Genomic DNA, 16,052 nt, shown 5'->3' with positions numbered 1-16,052 from the left:
AGACTACACAAATAGATCGGTATTTTTTAGAAAGATTTCAAGAACATTTGGATCAAAATGTCCTTCGTCTTCTTTGATTATTTGAACAGCTTGCTGAGGACTGAGCGCATCGCGATAAGGTCTGGTGGCAATTAGAGCTTCGAAAACGTCGGCAATAGCAACTATTCGTGCAGGAAGGGGTATCTGCTCGCCACTCAAACCACAAGGATAACCTTTGCCATCGTATCTTTCGTGGTGATATTTCGAAACCTGAAATAGCGTGATCAAAAGATTATTTTTGGGATTTGATCGGAGTGCCTTCTCAAACAGATTTGCACCAAGGGTTGTATGCCGCATCATCACTTGAAATTCTTCTTGTGTCAATCTCGATGGTTTGTGCAAAATACTTTCGGGGATGAACATCTTTCCAAGATCATGGAAGAAAGAAGCAAGAACCGTATTTTCATAAGTATCGTGGTCTATGAGATTTTTCTCGTAGCAAAGTCTTGCGATCAATGCTGTGAATGTCTTGACTCTTCTCATATGATCAAACAAAGAATTGTCTTTTGTTTTTACGATATCCATCAAGAATTCTATGAATGCAAGTGTTGGAATTTCAAATAATCGTGGATAGCTTTTCAGGTCAGCAAGGTTCGCATCGAAATTTTGTATGATCTCATCTACTCCAAGTAAAATCAATTCTCTCTCGGGTAGTTTTGCTTTGATAGTTACAATCTTTGGGTGAATCGGGGAAATTCTATCTCGAACCGTTCGTACAAAATCGGAAAGATCTTCGCAGGAAAAACTCGCGCAATCTATCAAGATAGATTCATAACAGGTGCTATTTCTGAGTAATAACCTCATTGCGGTGTCTTTATCTAAGGCGATATCTAAGTTCTGATATTTCTCGGCATTTAGATCATTACAATCACAGTATTTATTTGGATTAGCAGTTATGAACAGGATTTTGTTGTCCATAGAATGATCTCCTGATAAAATATAACTTTTTCCACAGCCTTTGAAAAAATTTCTTACTTATATTAGAACGGTTTTGTATTACATTCAATTTAATTTATATTTTCTTAATATGTTGAAGAAAATAGTAAGTTGGTATTGTAATATTGAATATTGTTATTTTATATACAACAGTAAACAAAATGACATTATTCTTTTGATAAGGGGAATTAATGCATATTTTTGATTATGTATCAGTCAAAAAATCAAAATGTTGATCACTCACTTGGGACAACAAAGCTGTGAAATGACCTTTGTTACATGAAGGTTTGGCGAGATATCGTGTACTCTTATGATATGTACACCCTTCATTGCACAATACGCACTGACAGCCAAGGTACCATATAACCTTTCTTCAGGTGGAATGCCGTCTAAGAGGCTTCCAATGAAGGATTTTCTCGATGCACCAATCAAAATAGGTACTTTAAAAGTTTTGAATTCCTCGATTCTTCTTAAGATTTCAAGATTGTCCTGTAGTCTTTTTCCAAAACCAATACCTGGGTCTATGATCACTCTATCGTCGAGATTCAGTTTTTTCATGAATTGGAGCCTTTCTTGAAAAAATAGGAGCAGTTCTTTTACTACATCTTCGTAATATGGGTTTTGTTGCATCGTCTTTGGTTCACCTTTCATGTGCATCAAGACCACGGCAGGTTTGTATTTTGACACAACTTGTGCCATTCTTTCGTCGAATTTGAGTGCACTTATGTCATTGACTATATCTGCCCCAATCTTCAACGCTTCTTCTGCCACGTTGGCTTTGTAGGTGTCCACCGAGATTATTACATCAAAGTTTTTCTTGATGAGTTCTATCGCTGGAATAACTCTGTCGAGCTCTTCTTGTTCAGTTACTCTTTCAGAACCAGGTCTTGTCGATTCTCCACCTACATCGATGATGTCAACTTTTTCATTGATCATCTTTGAAACTGAATCGATGACTTTGTCTTTATCAACCCTACTTTTTTCATAGAATGAGTCTGGTGTCAAATTCACTATACCCATGATAAGTGTCTTATCAAAAACGAGTTTTTTGCCTGAAGGTAATTCAATTTGTTTGATATGTTCTTTGAACAAACATTCTTCGATCTGTCTCGCAATCTCATTTAAGCCCCAGTAATTCATTTTTGAGAGTTTATCTATCAATTTTTGATGTTGACCCAATGTGCCCATTGTTAATACATCTGTTTTTTCAACCTTGTGCGTAATGGTGTGTTTGTGAACTGCTGCATCCGCTCCTGCCGCAAGCATTTCCTGCTTGATGACATTTGCCGCAATGACAGGTACATCGTATATCAAAAGACTCACAAAGGAACCTTTCCTTGCAAAGATCGGTATCGATGCAGGATCAACTCCAACTTTTTGCAGAAAATTCAAAGGATTCTCGATTTTACAGACAATGAAATCATTCATTTTTTCACCTCTTTTAACATTTGTTCTATTTGTGAGAGTGATTTATTTATGATTCTCGCTGTAGCACCCCAAACGACTAATTCACGCAGAGAGTAACGACAGGTCACATTACCATTCGGCATTACAATCTTGACACATTTTGTGTTTTTAAACAACTCGAGCGATACAAAGTATATCTCTTCAACTTCATCTTTGTTTAGATGAAATTCTCCACAATTGATAACAACCAAAAATGGTGTTATCTCCACAGAAGAGGTTACCGTTACTGTACAGGACAATTTACCAAGGACAACAAAGCAATTGTCTTTTACACCTATTTCTTCTTGCATCTCTCTAACTGCTGCTTGGAGTGCACTTTCGCCTTTTTCGATGAAACCTCCGGGAAAGCTTATTTGTCCCGGATGGCGCCTGAGTTTTCGAGATCTTCTTATGAGAATCAGGTAAGGTTCATTATCAATGAAAAAGATTGGCACGCAAACAGCCGATTTGTGTATCACCTTCACCTCAATTTGAATTATACATATTAAGGGTAGATGATGCCTTATAAAGATAACTATAATTAAGTTATATTAATACAAAACGGTCAGTGTAATGAAGAATCGTGATTTGACATTTTTGAAATATGATGATAAAATAAAAGAAAAGATGTATTCTCAAGCTCTAAAATTCGCGTGAATTTTGATCAACGGATAGGAGGTATTGTAATGAAAATATGCGTAATTGGTGCTGGAAATGGTGGACAAGCATTGGCCGCATATCTCGCTTTAAAGGGTTTTGATGTTTCTTTGTACAATCGTAGCGCGTGGAGAATAGCACCTATCATGAAGACCAATAAAATCAAGGTTGAAGGAGAGATCAATGCGGTTGCACAGATTTCCTTTGCAACTACACAACTTCAAGAAGCGATGAAAGATCGTCAATTGTTGATGGTAGTATTGCCTGCCTTTGCACATAGAGAGATTGCCAAAAAAATGGCACCCTATCTTGAAGACGGACAGATTGTGGTTTTAAATCCTGGTAGAACAGCGGGTGCACTTGAATTCTACAACACATTAAAGGAAGAGAATGTCAAAAAGGATATCGTTATAGCAGAGGCACAAACTTTTGTATTTGCATCACGCGCATCAAACCCAGGAGTTGTACGAATATTCAGAATAAAGAACGCCGTACCAGTAGCCGCGTTACCGTCCAGAAAAAATAGTGATCTTGAAAAAACTCTTTTAAAAGTGATGACAGAATTTGAGATCGCACCAAATACTCTATACACGAGTTTTAACAACATCGGTGCGGTTTTTCATCCGGCAACAATCATATTGAACACAGGATGGGTAGAGTCGACTTTTGGAAAATTTGAATTCTATTTCGAGGGTATCAGTCAGTCTGTGGCAAAAGTACTCGAAGCAATCGACGATGAGCGCTGTCAAGTTGCAAGAAAATTTGGTATAGAACCGATGACGGCCGTTCAGTGGCTTAGTTATGCGTACGATGTGAGAGGTTCAAATCTATACGATGCGATACACAACAACGAAGGATACAGAGGAATTCAAGCGCCCACGAGTTTAGAAAACAGGTATATTCTCGAAGACGTTCCTACAAGTCTTGTCCCAATCTCTGCTTTTGCAAAAGTTGTGAATGTGAAAACTCCTATCATCGATTCAATAATTCAGCTTGCTTCTTTGATGATGGGAACTGATTTTTTCAAAGAAGGTAGAAATTTTGAAAGACTCCACCTTGAAGGAAAATCGGTTGAACAGATAAAACGCATAATGGAGGTGGGTGAATGAAAATCTTAGGTGCCTCCATAGGAAGCTGTGTTCACAACGTTGGTCTGTTGAATTTTTTGAAGATCGCCAAAGAAAATGGTTATGAAGTGGTTTATATTGGTGCAGCAATACCAGTTGAAAGACTCGTTGAACAGATAGAACTAAATGATCCAGATCTAATAGCGATGAGTTACAGATTGGGTGCGGAGTCTCTGAAAAATCTCTTGAACCAATTTGAAGATCTGATCAACAAGCACAAACTCACTGAGAAAACTTATGTGTTTGGTGGAACTGTTGAAACAGCTCAACAAGCAAGGCAATTTTCTTTTATCAAAAGAGCTTTCGATGGAACAGAAGAACTCGATGAGATAGTTATGTTTCTAAGGGGCAAGGTAAGAGAAGAGAAACATCTTCAAAGATTTCCACAGACTCTCAGAGAAAGAATAGAGTTCAAAGCACCATTTCCTCTGGTCAGACATCACATAGGGTTACAGACGCTTGAAGAAACTATTAGAGAAATTGAAAAACTCGCTGAATCAGAACTCCTGGACATTATTTCTATTGCACCAGATCAAAATTGTCAGCAGTATTTTTTTGAACCAGAGAAAATGGATCGTTCACAAGATGGTGCTGGTGGGGTTCCAATAAGAACTCGTGAAGACTTTGTCAGATTGTATCAAGCAACAAGGCGTGGCAATTATCCCTTAGTCAGGTGTTATGCGGGCACAACCCACATGGTAGAATTCTCAAAACTCTTGAAAGAGACTATCAACAATGCCTGGGCAGCCATACCGCTCATGTGGTACAGCGATTTGGACAGGAGATCGAATAGACCATTGCTGGAGGCGATCAAGGAAAATATCGAAGGAATCAAATGGAATGCGCAAAACAGTGTACCAGTTGAAGTCACAGATTCACATCAATGGGCTTTGAGGGTGTGTCATGATGCAGTGGAAGTAGCTACGGCTTATTTGGCAGCCTTCGCAGCAAAAAAGCTTGGAGTGAGCGATTATGTTCAACAGTTCATGCTCGAAACTCCAAATGGACTTTCTCCAAAGGGTGATATTGCAAAGATGATTGCAAAAAAAGAGATAGTTGAGTCACTTCAAGATGACAGCTTTAGAGTCTACAGAATGATCAGAACGGGTTTAATGTCGGTGCCTGCCGATCCCTATGCAGCCATGGGACAACTCAGTGTTTCGATGTTCTATGGCTGGTACATTGAACCGCATATCATTCATGTTGTTGCTTATTGTGAATCGATGAGAAGGGCTACATCAAAAGAAATCATAGAAAGCGTGAAGATGTCAAAACGGTCTATAAATATCGCTATTAGAGGTATGCCGGATCCATTAAAAGATAAATGGGTCAGAGATGAAAAAGACAGAATCAAGGATGAAGCGATGATGATTATAAAGGCGATAAAAGATTTAAAAGATGGTAAAGATGAAGATTTACTCGATCCCGAAGTTTTGTATAAGTCTGTGCAGATTGGTATACTCGATGCACCGGCATTAAAAGGATTCTCTGTAGCAAAAGGACAGGTGAAGACTCAGATCATAGATGGTCTTTGCAGATGTGTTGACGATTATGGAAATATCATTTCAGAGAAAAACAGATTGAAGCATATCTTAGGAGGTTGAATCGATTGAAAGTCGCTGTGGTGTATGACAAATCAAATCTCGATGAAGCAAGAGAACTGATGATTCAATCGGTTTATAATGTACTCTCGAAGAGATATCAAGTGCAACTGATTGCATTTGAGGATAATCTTTTTGAAAAAATAGTTATGTTCGATGCGGTTTTTAATTTGTCAACTGCTTCAAAACAAATTCACGTTCCAGTAATACTCGAACTTCTGAAGATACCGTACACTGGTTCTACTTCACAAGCGCATGCCATCTGTATAGACAAGGTCAAAACAAAGATAATTCTTTCATACTATGGTATACCAACAGCATCGTTTATAAGTGTAGATATCAAAGAACAAGTGCCAGAGATTCAATTTTATCCAGCTATTGTAAAACCATCGTGTGAAGGGAGTGCGAAAGGGTTAGATGCGGATTCCGTTGTTCGAGATTATGATTCATTGGTGAGAAAGGTCAGAGATATACACACACGATTCAAACAACCGGCACTTGTGGAGCAATTCATAGATGGAAGAGAGTTCAGCGTGGGTATACTGGCAGGTGAGGTTCTGCCGATTTTAGAAATAGATTTCTCCACGTTGCCAGATGGGTTGGAAAGGTTCTATTCCTATAGAGTCAAGCACGAATATGGTGATCATACAAGATATGTATGTCCTGCACAAATCGATGAAGATTTAGAGAGAAAGATCAAAGATTATGCTTTAAAGGCATTTGAGGTTTTAGGTCTTAGAAATTATGCGAGAATGGATCTGAGAGTGAAGGAAAACGATATATATTTTCTTGAAGTTAATTCACTTCCCATGTTAACACCGAATTATTCTGATATCATCAAGATGGCGCAGGCAGCGGGATATTCTTATGATGATTTGATCTTAAAAATATTTGAGGACGCTTTGAGGTATCATGAGAGATGAACTTTTTGAATTCGATGATTTCTATAAAAAGACTTTTAAAAACATCATAGGTGTTGATGAGGCAGGAAGAGGTTGTCTTGCGGGTCCTGTTGTAGCTGCTGCAGTTGTGTTGCACGACAAGTTGAATGTCTTTGATTCCAAACAACTCACACCAAAAAAGAGAGAAGAACTTTTTGAACAAATAATGAAGACTTCGCAAGTTGGAATAGGACTTGCCTCAGTCGAAGAGATCGATTTGTACAATATTTTGAATGCCACAAGATTAGCAATGAACAGAGCACTGAAGATGCTCAACGAGGATGGTTTTGTGTTGATTGATGGAAAATCTTTGAAACTTTCCATGCAAGGTACTTGTATTGTTAAGGGTGACACAAAAAGTGCGTCTATAGCTGCCGCATCAATTGTTGCGAAGGTAGTACGTGACAGGATTATGAACGCTTACGACAAAATCTATCCAGGTTATGGATTTTCAAAACACAAAGGTTACGCAACGAAGTGTCATATCGATAGTTTAAAACTACTTGGACCAACAGTTTTTCATCGGCTCACTTTTTCACCTGTTTTGTCATTGCTAAACTTTGAACGCGTTAAAGAGTTTCTTTTGGCATATCCTGATTCTCGAAGATTTAGGATTGTACTTGAAAAGATTGTTTCATCGAGTGTGAAAACTTGAAATTCTTTGAGAGTTCTGATAATATTATTTGGATAGATTTGGAAAGGGGTATGCAAGATGGCAAAGAGATGTGAAATATGTGGTAAAGAGCCCGTAGCTGGTAAGAATGTGAGTCATTCAAACAGACATACTCCAAGGATGTTCAGGCCCAATCTTCAAAAAGTTCGGGTTGTGATGGATGATGGAAGTATTAAAACGATGAAAGTTTGCACAAAGTGCTTAAAGGCAGGTAAGGTTAAAAAAGTAGCAGCAGTATAACGCGCGGAGCCATCCGCGCTTTTTGATTTTCTCCTCTTTTGTTGAAAATCACCCTCTTGTTTGTTAAAATGTACCTGTGTGATTTTTTTCTAAAAAGGACGGTGAAAAGATGGATCTGAGGAATTTCATAAGAGATATCCCAGATTTTCCCATTGAAGGTATCATTTTCAGGGATGTCACGCCTTTACTCAAAAACCCAAAGGCATTTCACACGGCAGTTGATGAGATGGCAAAAACTATTCTCGATTGGGACTTTGATCTGATAGTTTCTCCTGAAGCAAGAGGGTTTATCTTTGGTGCAGCGCTTGCATATAAACTTCAGAAAGGTTTTGTACCAATCAGAAAACCAGGAAAATTGCCTTATGAAACAACCTCTATAGAATATGATCTTGAATACGGTACAGCACAGCTTCAAATGCATTCAGATGCTATTCAAAGTGGACAGAGAGTCATTGTTGTGGATGATGTTTTGGCAACAGGTGGCACAGCCAGTGCGATTGCAAGACTTGTTCAGCGATCTGGTGGAGATGTTGTAGGTATGTGTTTTCTGATAGAATTGACATATCTTGAGCCAAGAAAAAAGCTCACCGAGTATCCAGTTAAGACAGTCATCTCCTATTGAGGGGGGGATATCGTGCTTCGATTCGATCTCAGTTTCATGTTTGAACCGAATACAAAGGGTGGTATAAGTGAAGAAGAATTCGCTTCTGTGAGAGATCAAGTTACAAAATCTGTTGAGAGAGTTGTAAAAAGCAGACCTGGATTTGTCAACGTCATTTTTGACAGGAGTTATATGGATTCAGTTGAAGATATAAGGCAATGGGTATTGTCTTTCAACAATTTAGTCGTTATAGGTATAGGTGGATCGAGCCTGGGGGCTGTAGCGCTTGCAAATGCTTTGACACCACCAGATTGGAATTATTTGACCAAGCAGGAGAGAAGTGGGTATCTGAGAATATTCTTCCTTGAAAATGTCGACCCCGATCAAGCAGCTGCAGTACTTGATGAGATCGATCCACGTGAAACTCTTTTTGATGTGATATCAAAGTCTGGTTCTACAGCGGAATGTCTTGCACATTATCAGGTAATTCGTGGGCTTTTGCAAATCAGAGGCTTGAACCCGGCTGAACATATAATATTCACGACAGATCCAAGAAAAGGGTTGTTGCGTCAAATAGCTAAAAATGAAAAAATACAGGCTTTGGATATCCCCCAAGATCTTGGAGGAAGGTTCAGCGTCCTTTCACCTGTGGGTCTTCTGCCGGCGATGGCGTGTGGTGTAGATATAAAGGCATTGATCGATGGTGCAAAAGATGCGTATCTCAAATGTGCAGATTTGAATATAGAAAAAAATCCAGCGGCTATGATGGCAGCGTGTCATTATTTGCATAAGAAAAAAGGTAGAAATATCAGTGTGATGATGCCTTATTCCAACAGACTCTTTTCGCTCGCCGATTGGTTTAGACAACTTTGGGCAGAGAGTCTGGGAAAGAAATATTCCTTAGATGGGCAAATAGTAAATGAGGGTTTGACACCCATAAAGGCGCTTGGTGTGGTCGATCAACATTCTCAGATTCAACTTTATAATGAGGGACCAGACGATAAAACTATAACATTCCTTGAAGTTGAAAGATTTGATAGAGATATACTCATTCCAACCATTCATGAAAATGATGAAATATCTTATCTCGGTGGAAAGAAACTCGCAGATCTTCTAAAGAGTGAGCTCACAGGAACAGAAAGGGCATTGGCTTCAAATGGAAGACCTAGTATGAGAATTATCTTTCCAACGATAAATGCATATGATATAGGTCAATTCTTCATGTATTATGAATTTGCAACTGCTTTGATGGGGGATCTCTTAATGATCAATCCTTACGATCAACCGGGTGTAGAACTTGGTAAGAGGATTACATATTCTCTAATGGGCAGAAAGGGTTTTGAAGTGCTGAAATTTCCCGAACCTGTTAAGAAGGTTGTGATAGATTGACGGAGCATATCGTGAAATTATTTCAGCCACTAATGGTTTATTTTCTTAAAGAAAGTCCATTTGGGGATGATGTATACGTAGTGGTTATGAATGATACGAAAGATATAAACAAGAAGATGTCTGAGTTATATAAAAAAGCCAACGGAGATATAGCGGTGGTTGTTTTAACAGGAGAGGAATACAAGAGTTTTGAAACTCTCTTGCAGGAAAAAGGAGAAAGACTGTATTGAAGTTAATAATCGGTTTGACCGGTAAAATTGGATCTGGAAAAAGTACCGTTGCTCAGATCTTTAGGGAACTTGGTGCCCATATAATAGATGTCGATAAGATTGGGCATGAAGTATTGCAAAATCAAGAAGTCAAAAATTCATTGAGAGAGATTTTTGGTGAAGTGATTTTTGATGGTGTGAATGTCGATCGCAAGAAATTAGCTTCAATAGTTTTCTCAGATCCCAAGAAACTCTCCATTTTGGAGCGAATTACCCACCCAAAAATGAGGGAAAAGATCACTGAAGAGCTCAACTCGCTCACTGGCTTAATAGTAATAGATGCCGCTATTTTGCACAGACTCAAATTAGAAAAGTTGTGTGATTTTGTCATAACAGTTGTAGCACCTATGGACAAAACCGTTGAAAGGCTCAAACAAAAAGGCATGAACGAAGATGAAATTTACCGTAGATTGGCTTGCCAAGAAGATATAACAGATACAGAATATGTGATCGTCAATGACTCAGATCTTTCATCTTTGCGTGAGAAAATAAAAAGCTTTTACAATCGGGTGATAAAATCAAAGATGTAACAGCTATCAGGGGAGGTGTAGGTATGAAGAAATTTCTTTTGGTTGTATTGCTTAGTGTAGCTATTTTGAGTTTTGCCAAAGTCAAGGTTACCTTCTGGCATGCTATGGGTGGTGGACATGGACAAACACTACAAGAGATAGTCAATTTCTTCAATCAGCAGCATCCTGATATCGAAGTTGAAGCAATCTACATTGGAAACTACAGCACACTTCAACAGAAACTGCTTGCAGCAGCTCAAGCTGGAGGACTTCCAACGATTTCGCAAGCCTATTCGAACTGGACAGCGAAGTTGATATACTCTGGCATTGTTGAACCCTTGAATAAATACATCACAGACCCAAAGATTGGTTTTACATCTGCTGAATGGCTCGATATATGGGAGCCGATGAGGCTCAACTGCACTTGGGACAAAACTGTGTATGCACTACCATTCAATAAGAGTATCTATGTTCTTTATGTGAACACAGATGCTTTGACCTTAGCGGGTTTAAAGATTCCTGAAACGATGGGCGAGCTGAAAAAAGCCGCAATTCTTATGACAGAGGATTTCAACGGAGACGGAACGATTGATCAATATGGTTTTGGTTTTCGCTCTACAGTTGATCATTTCCAAGTATTCCTTGCTTTGAATGGCGGGTCTGTTCTCAAAAAAGATTCAGATGGAAAATGGAAGGTTACAATCAATAGTGAAGAATCAAGAGAGGTTTTGCAATTCATGCTCGATCTGAAAGATAAGTACGCATTGGTGCAAGGAGGATATTTGGACGGTCCATTTGGCGAGGGTAAGATTGCAATGTTTATAGAAACCGTGGCGAGCAAACCATATGTGGCAAGTGGTTCGGCTGGTAAACATGGTTGGAGTTGGGCTCCACTCCCAGTTTGGAAAACGCAGAATGCACTTTTTGCAGGTACTGATGTGATTATGTTCAGCAGTGCCAAGGATGAGGAAAAGAAAGCAGCTTGGGAATTCATGAAATTTTTAATCTCTCCAGATATAACAGCCTATTGGGCAACGAAAACCGGTTATTTACCAGTCAGAAAGAGCGCAACTGAGACTCAACTGTGGAAAAAATTCGTAGCAGAAGATCCTGCTGCCGAAGTCCCACTTCAACAGTTACCAAATGGTGTTTTTGATCCACAACTTGGTGTCTGGGCAGAAATTAGAACGATTGTCGGGAACATGGTTAACGACGTTTTATTCGGCAAGAAGACAATAGACGAAGGACTTAAATGGGCAGAACAAGAAATCACAAGGGAACTTCAGAGAGAAGGCTTATGATAAAAAGGGGCTTTCAGCCCCTTTTTCATCTGGAGGTGGCTTTGTGCGCGGTGATCCTTTTGGACTTCACAGAGTCATAGAGCCTAAGGGTAAATTGCCCCAACCGGCTTGGAAGGTCGACAACGATACCTCAAAAGTATACGATAACGAAATCTTGATCGATGTAATTAAGTTGAATATCGATGCAGCATCATTTACACAAATTAAGAACGAAGTGGGTAAAGATGAGAAAAAAATAGCAGAAAAGATCATGCAAATAGTTAAAGAAAGGGGTAAGATGCACAATCCAGTCACTGGGTCTGGAGGAATGTTGATAGGAAAGATCAAAAAAATTGGAAAGGATCTAAAAATAGATGCAAATGAAGGTGATAAGATTGCAACGCTTGTTTCATTGAGTTTGACACCTTTGAATCTGAAAAAAATTGCAAAAGTTCACATTGATAAAGAACAGGTTGATGTCGAGGCTGAAGCCATATTGTTTGAAACGGGTGTGTTTGCAAAATTACCTGATGATATGCCTGAATCTGTTGCCCTTGCGATTTTAGATGTAGCTGGTGCACCTATACAAACGGCGAGATTGGTTTCACCAGGTGATACTGTGTTGATTATAGGAGCTGGCGGAAAATCTGGTGTGCTTTGTTGTTATGTTGCAAAGAAGTATGCTGGACCAACTGGTACGGTGATTGGCCTCGTACATTCAGAACGTTCTATACAGGAATTAACAGAACTCGGTGTCGTAGATAAGATAATCGTTGCTGATGCACAAGATGCCGTTGGTACTTATGAGAAATTTTTAAAAGTGAATGATGGAAAACTCGCCGATGTTGTGATAAATGTCGTGAATGTACCAGACACAGAGATGACTTCGGTTATGTGCACGAGAGAACGTGGTAAAGTGTATTTCTTTTCAATGGCAACGAGTTTCACAAAAGCAGCCCTTGGCGCAGAAGGAATAGGAAAAGATGTTGACATGATAATAGGAAATGGTTATGCGACAGATCATGCAGAATTCGCGTTAGAAATAGTTAGAGAGAATGAAAAACTCTATAATCTGTTCATGAAAAAATATGGATGAGGTGGAGAATGAACTATCTTGATGAAATGACGATCGAGTATTTTCAAAACACTGAACAGGCACGAAATTTATATGATACCTTGCAGAAGATAGAAAAACAGATGAATAAACCTCTGAAATTTGCAAATAGTGAGTATTTTGGCAAAATACACGCTACTGTTTATGCCTTAAAAGATCAAGAAGAATTTCCTTCGCTATCTGTACTGTTTGTTTTACACGGTGAAGATGTGATCGATCTTCTTGGAAAAACCGGTGCAGATTTTGCGCAGACAGAAAAATTGGGAAATCTTGACTTTGTCAAGGATTTTTCACAGATATACACAAGCTTGGTGGATCTAAATGTTATCGAGTCAGAATTTGCAATCATCGATAAAGGAATAGACGATGTTATTTGTATAACTAAGTTCAGCTATGTCAGTCAGATAAATCAAGAGAAGTTGGCACAGATGATTGTAAAGGAATACTTGACGTCACATTTTGGTACCGATGACCAATATGAGTACACAGTTAAGGTTCAGGAACCATTCGCGGATTTTCTGAGTTGAATATGAACACCTTCTGTTATAATCATCTGTAGTGGAGGCGTGTCCGAATTGGCTAAGGAGCCGGTCTCGAAAATCGGTGGGCTTTTAAAGCCCTTGTGGGTTCGAGTCCCACCGCCTCCGCCATTTTTGTGGGGTGGTCATGGTGCAGATCATAAGAACTGTGTCTGATATGAAAAATCTCGCTGAAAAACTGAGAAAAGAAAAGACCATAGGTTTTGTGCCAACGATGGGTTATCTCCACCAAGGTCATCTTTCCCTGGTGAAGCGCTCGAAAGCGGAAAATGATATCACCGTGGTGAGTATATTTGTAAATCCTACACAATTTGGTCCCAATGAAGATTACACGAGTTATCCAAGGGATTTAAAAAGAGATCTTTCGATGATTGAAAAAGAGGGTGTCGATTTTGTTTTTGTGCCCGAGGTTGAGGAAATGTACCCAAAGGGCTATTCGACTTATGTCAATGAAGAGAGCCTTTCAAAATATCTGTGTGGCAAATCAAGACCAGGGCATTTCAGAGGGGTTTGTACGGTTGTGACCAAGTTGTTCAACATAGTAAAACCCCATCGCGCGTATTTTGGTCAGAAAGATGCACAGCAATTTCGCATAATAAGGAGAATGGTTAGAGATCTCAACATGGATGTCGAAGTTATCGAATGTCCTATTGTGCGTGAACCAGATGGTCTTGCAATGAGTTCAAGAAATGTTTACCTATCGACCCAAGAAAGAGAGCAAGCAGTTGCACTGAATAAATCCCTAAAAATGGCAGAAAGTCTGTACAGATCTGGTGAGAAAAGTGCTTCAAGGATCATTGAGAAGATCTTAGATTATCTTTCATCCTTTGACAAACTCAAAGTGGACTACGTTGAGATAGTCGATGAGGAATCCTTAGAACCTGTGTCACAGATCAATAAAAAAGTTATAGTTGCATTAGCCGTTTGGGTTGGAAAGGCACGATTGATAGATAACATAATTTTGGGAGAAAATTGATTTGATTTTGGATGTATTTGTGATCGCTCTCTTGTTGTCGATCATCTTTAAAAGAAGAATTTATCATCTTGACAAAGTTCATATTAAGATGGTTTATCTATTTGTTGTTCCATTCATAATTCAAATGTTGCCATTCAATCATCGTGGTTTTTTGATGAGTATTTCTTATGGCTTACTGTTTCTGATATTGTTCTTCAATAGAGATCTAATGGGTTTTAAATTAATGGCAATTGGCTCTGTCATGAATGCTTTGGTAATACTTCTGAACAATGGAAAAATGCCTGCCTATGAACCTTTTGCAAAAATTCTTAACTTGAACCTGACGATAAAACATGTTTTTGTGCAAGTATTCAATATGAAACTTCTATTAGGTGATTGGATACCGATAATACTTCCTTGGGGAAGAAAGTTTTTGATAAGCCCCGGTGATATCTTTATCTATATAGGGGTGTTTGTGTTTTTCTTAACAATCACAGAGAAAAGATCACCCACAGTGAAATTATCACGAATAACTGATCAATGAAGGATTTTGTGAGCATTATACCTTCCTTTGTGGTATGAAAATAGTCTGTTGAAATGTGAGTTTTTCATGCTATACTGGTTTTGCACAAAAGTGCACAGTTGCACAAATGTGCACAATCTATTCCTCTGTGGAGGTGTGTTGGTATGAGAAGTCTTAAGGTATTAGTATTTCTCCTGAGTATTCTCATGGTTCTCTCGATCTTTGCACAGACTCAACTTCCGAAAAAATTTGAAAATCCCAAGAATGTGCGAATAGCTCTGGTAAGAGAGGTAGGAGAGGGTAGCTTCTTTGAACGTTACCTTGCAGGTGCCCAATCAATGGCAAGAGAACTTGGTATAACACTCTTAGAGGCAACCGCTCATGGAGATATGGCGAGAATGGTCACCATGGTCGAGAACTTCATTGCACAAAAGGTTGATGCGATCATAATTGATCATGGAAGACCTGATCCACTGATGCCCAAAATCCAAGAGGCTTTGGACAGAGGAATCAAAGTGGTAACTTTTGATCTGGTCGTTGACGACGACAGAGTACCTGAGATTGAACAAGACGATCTATTGATTGGTTATCTCATCAGTAAGCAGTTGGCAGTGGATTTTGCAGGGAAAGCCAATGTCATCTATGTCAATGTAGGAGGATTTGCACCGCTGGATAAAAGAGACAGAATGTGGCAGATAATCAAATGGCGCTTCCCTGGAATAAAAGAAGTTGCCAAGATAGGTGCAGTTACAGGATCAACGGCAGCCGACACTCAAACAAGAATGGAAGCCGCGATGAAAGAAAAACCCGAAGCAAACGCGGTACTTGCCATGTGGGATGAGTTTGCAAAAGGCGCAGTGAGAGCGATAATGCAGGCAGGAAAGAGCAATCAGTTCAAGGTTTATTCGGTTGATGTCACCACCGAAGATATTCAGATGATGATTCAACAAAATAGCCCATGGGTTGCAACTGTTGGAACAGATTCTTATGCAGTTGGTCGACTTGCCGTAAGAGCTGCAGCAGCTCTTGTCGGTGGTGAAAAATTGCCTAAATATTTGTTGGTTGAACCACAGCTGATTACAAGACAGTTCCTTGTTGACAACAATATAACTAACATGGATGAACTTGTAAAAGCATTACCAGGTCTCGGTGAAAGCAATTTAGTGTGGCCCGATTGGATAAAGGCTTTGGTTGAAAGGAACAAAAAATAAGA

The 16,052-nt window shown here is 39.1% G+C and carries 18 protein-coding genes and 1 tRNA gene; 16 read left to right on the top strand and 3 right to left on the bottom strand.

Translation table 11 applies throughout. The features are described 5' to 3' along the window. Positions 1–3: 3 nt before the first annotated feature. The 3 genes from TSP02S_RS10810 to TSP02S_RS09820 all read right to left on the bottom strand — a co-directional run bounded on the left by TSP02S_RS10810 (position 4) and on the right by TSP02S_RS09820 (position 2,900). Positions 4–957, bottom strand: coding sequence for an HD-GYP domain-containing protein (locus tag TSP02S_RS10810; RefSeq protein ID WP_052465433.1), 954 nt, complete (start codon positions 955–957; stop codon positions 4–6). Between the two features lie 258 nt (positions 958–1,215). Further along, positions 1,216–2,403: a dihydropteroate synthase gene (gene folP, locus TSP02S_RS09825; protein WP_082026021.1), complete on the bottom strand. Its 1,188-nt coding sequence runs from the start codon at positions 2,401–2,403 to the stop codon at positions 1,216–1,218. Next, positions 2,400–2,900, bottom strand: coding sequence for an NUDIX hydrolase (locus TSP02S_RS09820; RefSeq protein WP_232503705.1), 501 nt, complete (start codon positions 2,898–2,900; stop codon positions 2,400–2,402). The genes folP and TSP02S_RS09820 overlap by 4 nt, the downstream gene beginning before the upstream one ends. A gap of 207 nt (positions 2,901–3,107) precedes the next feature. Between TSP02S_RS09820 and TSP02S_RS09815 the strand changes: the two genes are divergently transcribed. From TSP02S_RS09815 to TSP02S_RS09740, 16 genes are all read left to right on the top strand, one after another. Further along, a complete protein-coding gene (locus TSP02S_RS09815) occupies positions 3,108–4,187 on the top strand; it encodes an NAD/NADP-dependent octopine/nopaline dehydrogenase family protein (RefSeq protein WP_041083699.1) in 1,080 nt (359 codons plus the stop codon). Continuing rightward, entirely contained in the window at positions 4,184–5,809 is a 1,626-nt protein-coding gene (locus TSP02S_RS09810; protein WP_041083697.1) for a cobalamin B12-binding domain-containing protein, read from the top strand. Before TSP02S_RS09815 ends, TSP02S_RS09810 begins: the two co-directional genes overlap by 4 nt. A gap of 5 nt (positions 5,810–5,814) precedes the next feature. Further along, a complete protein-coding gene (locus TSP02S_RS09805) occupies positions 5,815–6,729 on the top strand; it encodes a D-alanine--D-alanine ligase family protein (protein WP_041083695.1) in 915 nt (304 codons plus the stop codon). Next, entirely contained in the window at positions 6,719–7,402 is a 684-nt protein-coding gene (locus tag TSP02S_RS09800) for a ribonuclease HII (RefSeq protein ID WP_041083694.1), read from the top strand. The genes TSP02S_RS09805 and TSP02S_RS09800 overlap by 11 nt, the downstream gene beginning before the upstream one ends. A 57-nt stretch (positions 7,403–7,459) precedes the next feature. Further along, the gene (rpmB, locus tag TSP02S_RS09795) at positions 7,460–7,660 is read left to right on the top strand and encodes a 50S ribosomal protein L28 (RefSeq protein WP_041083692.1); all 201 of its coding nucleotides are present in this window, start codon (positions 7,460–7,462) and stop codon (positions 7,658–7,660) included. A 109-nt stretch (positions 7,661–7,769) separates the two neighbouring features. Beyond that, positions 7,770–8,282 carry an adenine phosphoribosyltransferase gene (locus tag TSP02S_RS09790; protein WP_041083690.1) on the top strand — a complete coding sequence of 171 codons (513 nt, stop codon included), beginning with the start codon at positions 7,770–7,772 and terminating at the stop codon, positions 8,280–8,282. A 12-nt stretch (positions 8,283–8,294) separates the two neighbouring features. Next, positions 8,295–9,650 carry a glucose-6-phosphate isomerase gene (locus TSP02S_RS09785; RefSeq protein WP_144380767.1) on the top strand — a complete coding sequence of 452 codons (1,356 nt, stop codon included), beginning with the start codon at positions 8,295–8,297 and terminating at the stop codon, positions 9,648–9,650. Between the two features lie 32 nt (positions 9,651–9,682). Further along, positions 9,683–9,880, top strand: coding sequence for a hypothetical protein (locus tag TSP02S_RS09780; protein ID WP_232503704.1), 198 nt, complete (start codon positions 9,683–9,685; stop codon positions 9,878–9,880). Beyond that, positions 9,877–10,449 (top strand): dephospho-CoA kinase, encoded by a 573-nt coding sequence (coaE, locus tag TSP02S_RS09775; protein ID WP_041083684.1) that lies wholly within the window; start codon positions 9,877–9,879, stop codon positions 10,447–10,449. The genes TSP02S_RS09780 and coaE overlap by 4 nt, the downstream gene beginning before the upstream one ends. A 23-nt stretch (positions 10,450–10,472) precedes the next feature. Beyond that, positions 10,473–11,729, top strand: a complete 1,257-nt coding sequence (locus tag TSP02S_RS09770; protein ID WP_041083683.1) for an ABC transporter substrate-binding protein — start codon at positions 10,473–10,475, stop codon at positions 11,727–11,729. 43 nt (positions 11,730–11,772) lie between these two features. Beyond that, positions 11,773–12,804 (top strand): L-erythro-3,5-diaminohexanoate dehydrogenase, encoded by a 1,032-nt coding sequence (gene kdd, locus TSP02S_RS09765; RefSeq protein WP_041083681.1) that lies wholly within the window; start codon positions 11,773–11,775, stop codon positions 12,802–12,804. 8 nt (positions 12,805–12,812) lie between these two features. After that, the gene (locus TSP02S_RS09760; RefSeq protein ID WP_041083679.1) at positions 12,813–13,349 is read left to right on the top strand and encodes a hypothetical protein; all 537 of its coding nucleotides are present in this window, start codon (positions 12,813–12,815) and stop codon (positions 13,347–13,349) included. 33 nt (positions 13,350–13,382) lie between these two features. Next, a tRNA-Ser gene (locus tag TSP02S_RS09755) sits at positions 13,383–13,472 on the top strand. A gap of 19 nt (positions 13,473–13,491) precedes the next feature. Further along, entirely contained in the window at positions 13,492–14,337 is an 846-nt protein-coding gene (panC, locus tag TSP02S_RS09750; RefSeq protein ID WP_041083677.1) for a pantoate--beta-alanine ligase, read from the top strand. A gap of 34 nt (positions 14,338–14,371) precedes the next feature. Then, positions 14,372–14,860 carry a DUF5317 domain-containing protein gene (locus TSP02S_RS09745; RefSeq protein WP_232503703.1) on the top strand — a complete coding sequence of 163 codons (489 nt, stop codon included), beginning with the start codon at positions 14,372–14,374 and terminating at the stop codon, positions 14,858–14,860. 143 nt (positions 14,861–15,003) lie between these two features. Then, positions 15,004–16,050 (top strand): sugar ABC transporter substrate-binding protein, encoded by a 1,047-nt coding sequence (locus TSP02S_RS09740; protein ID WP_052465431.1) that lies wholly within the window; start codon positions 15,004–15,006, stop codon positions 16,048–16,050. Positions 16,051–16,052: the final 2 nt, after the last annotated feature.

Source organism: Thermotoga profunda AZM34c06, from assembly GCF_000828675.1.
Taxonomy (GTDB): domain Bacteria; phylum Thermotogota; class Thermotogae; order Thermotogales; family DSM-5069; genus Pseudothermotoga_B; species Pseudothermotoga_B profunda.
This window is presented reverse-complemented; position numbering and strand designations above follow the sequence as displayed.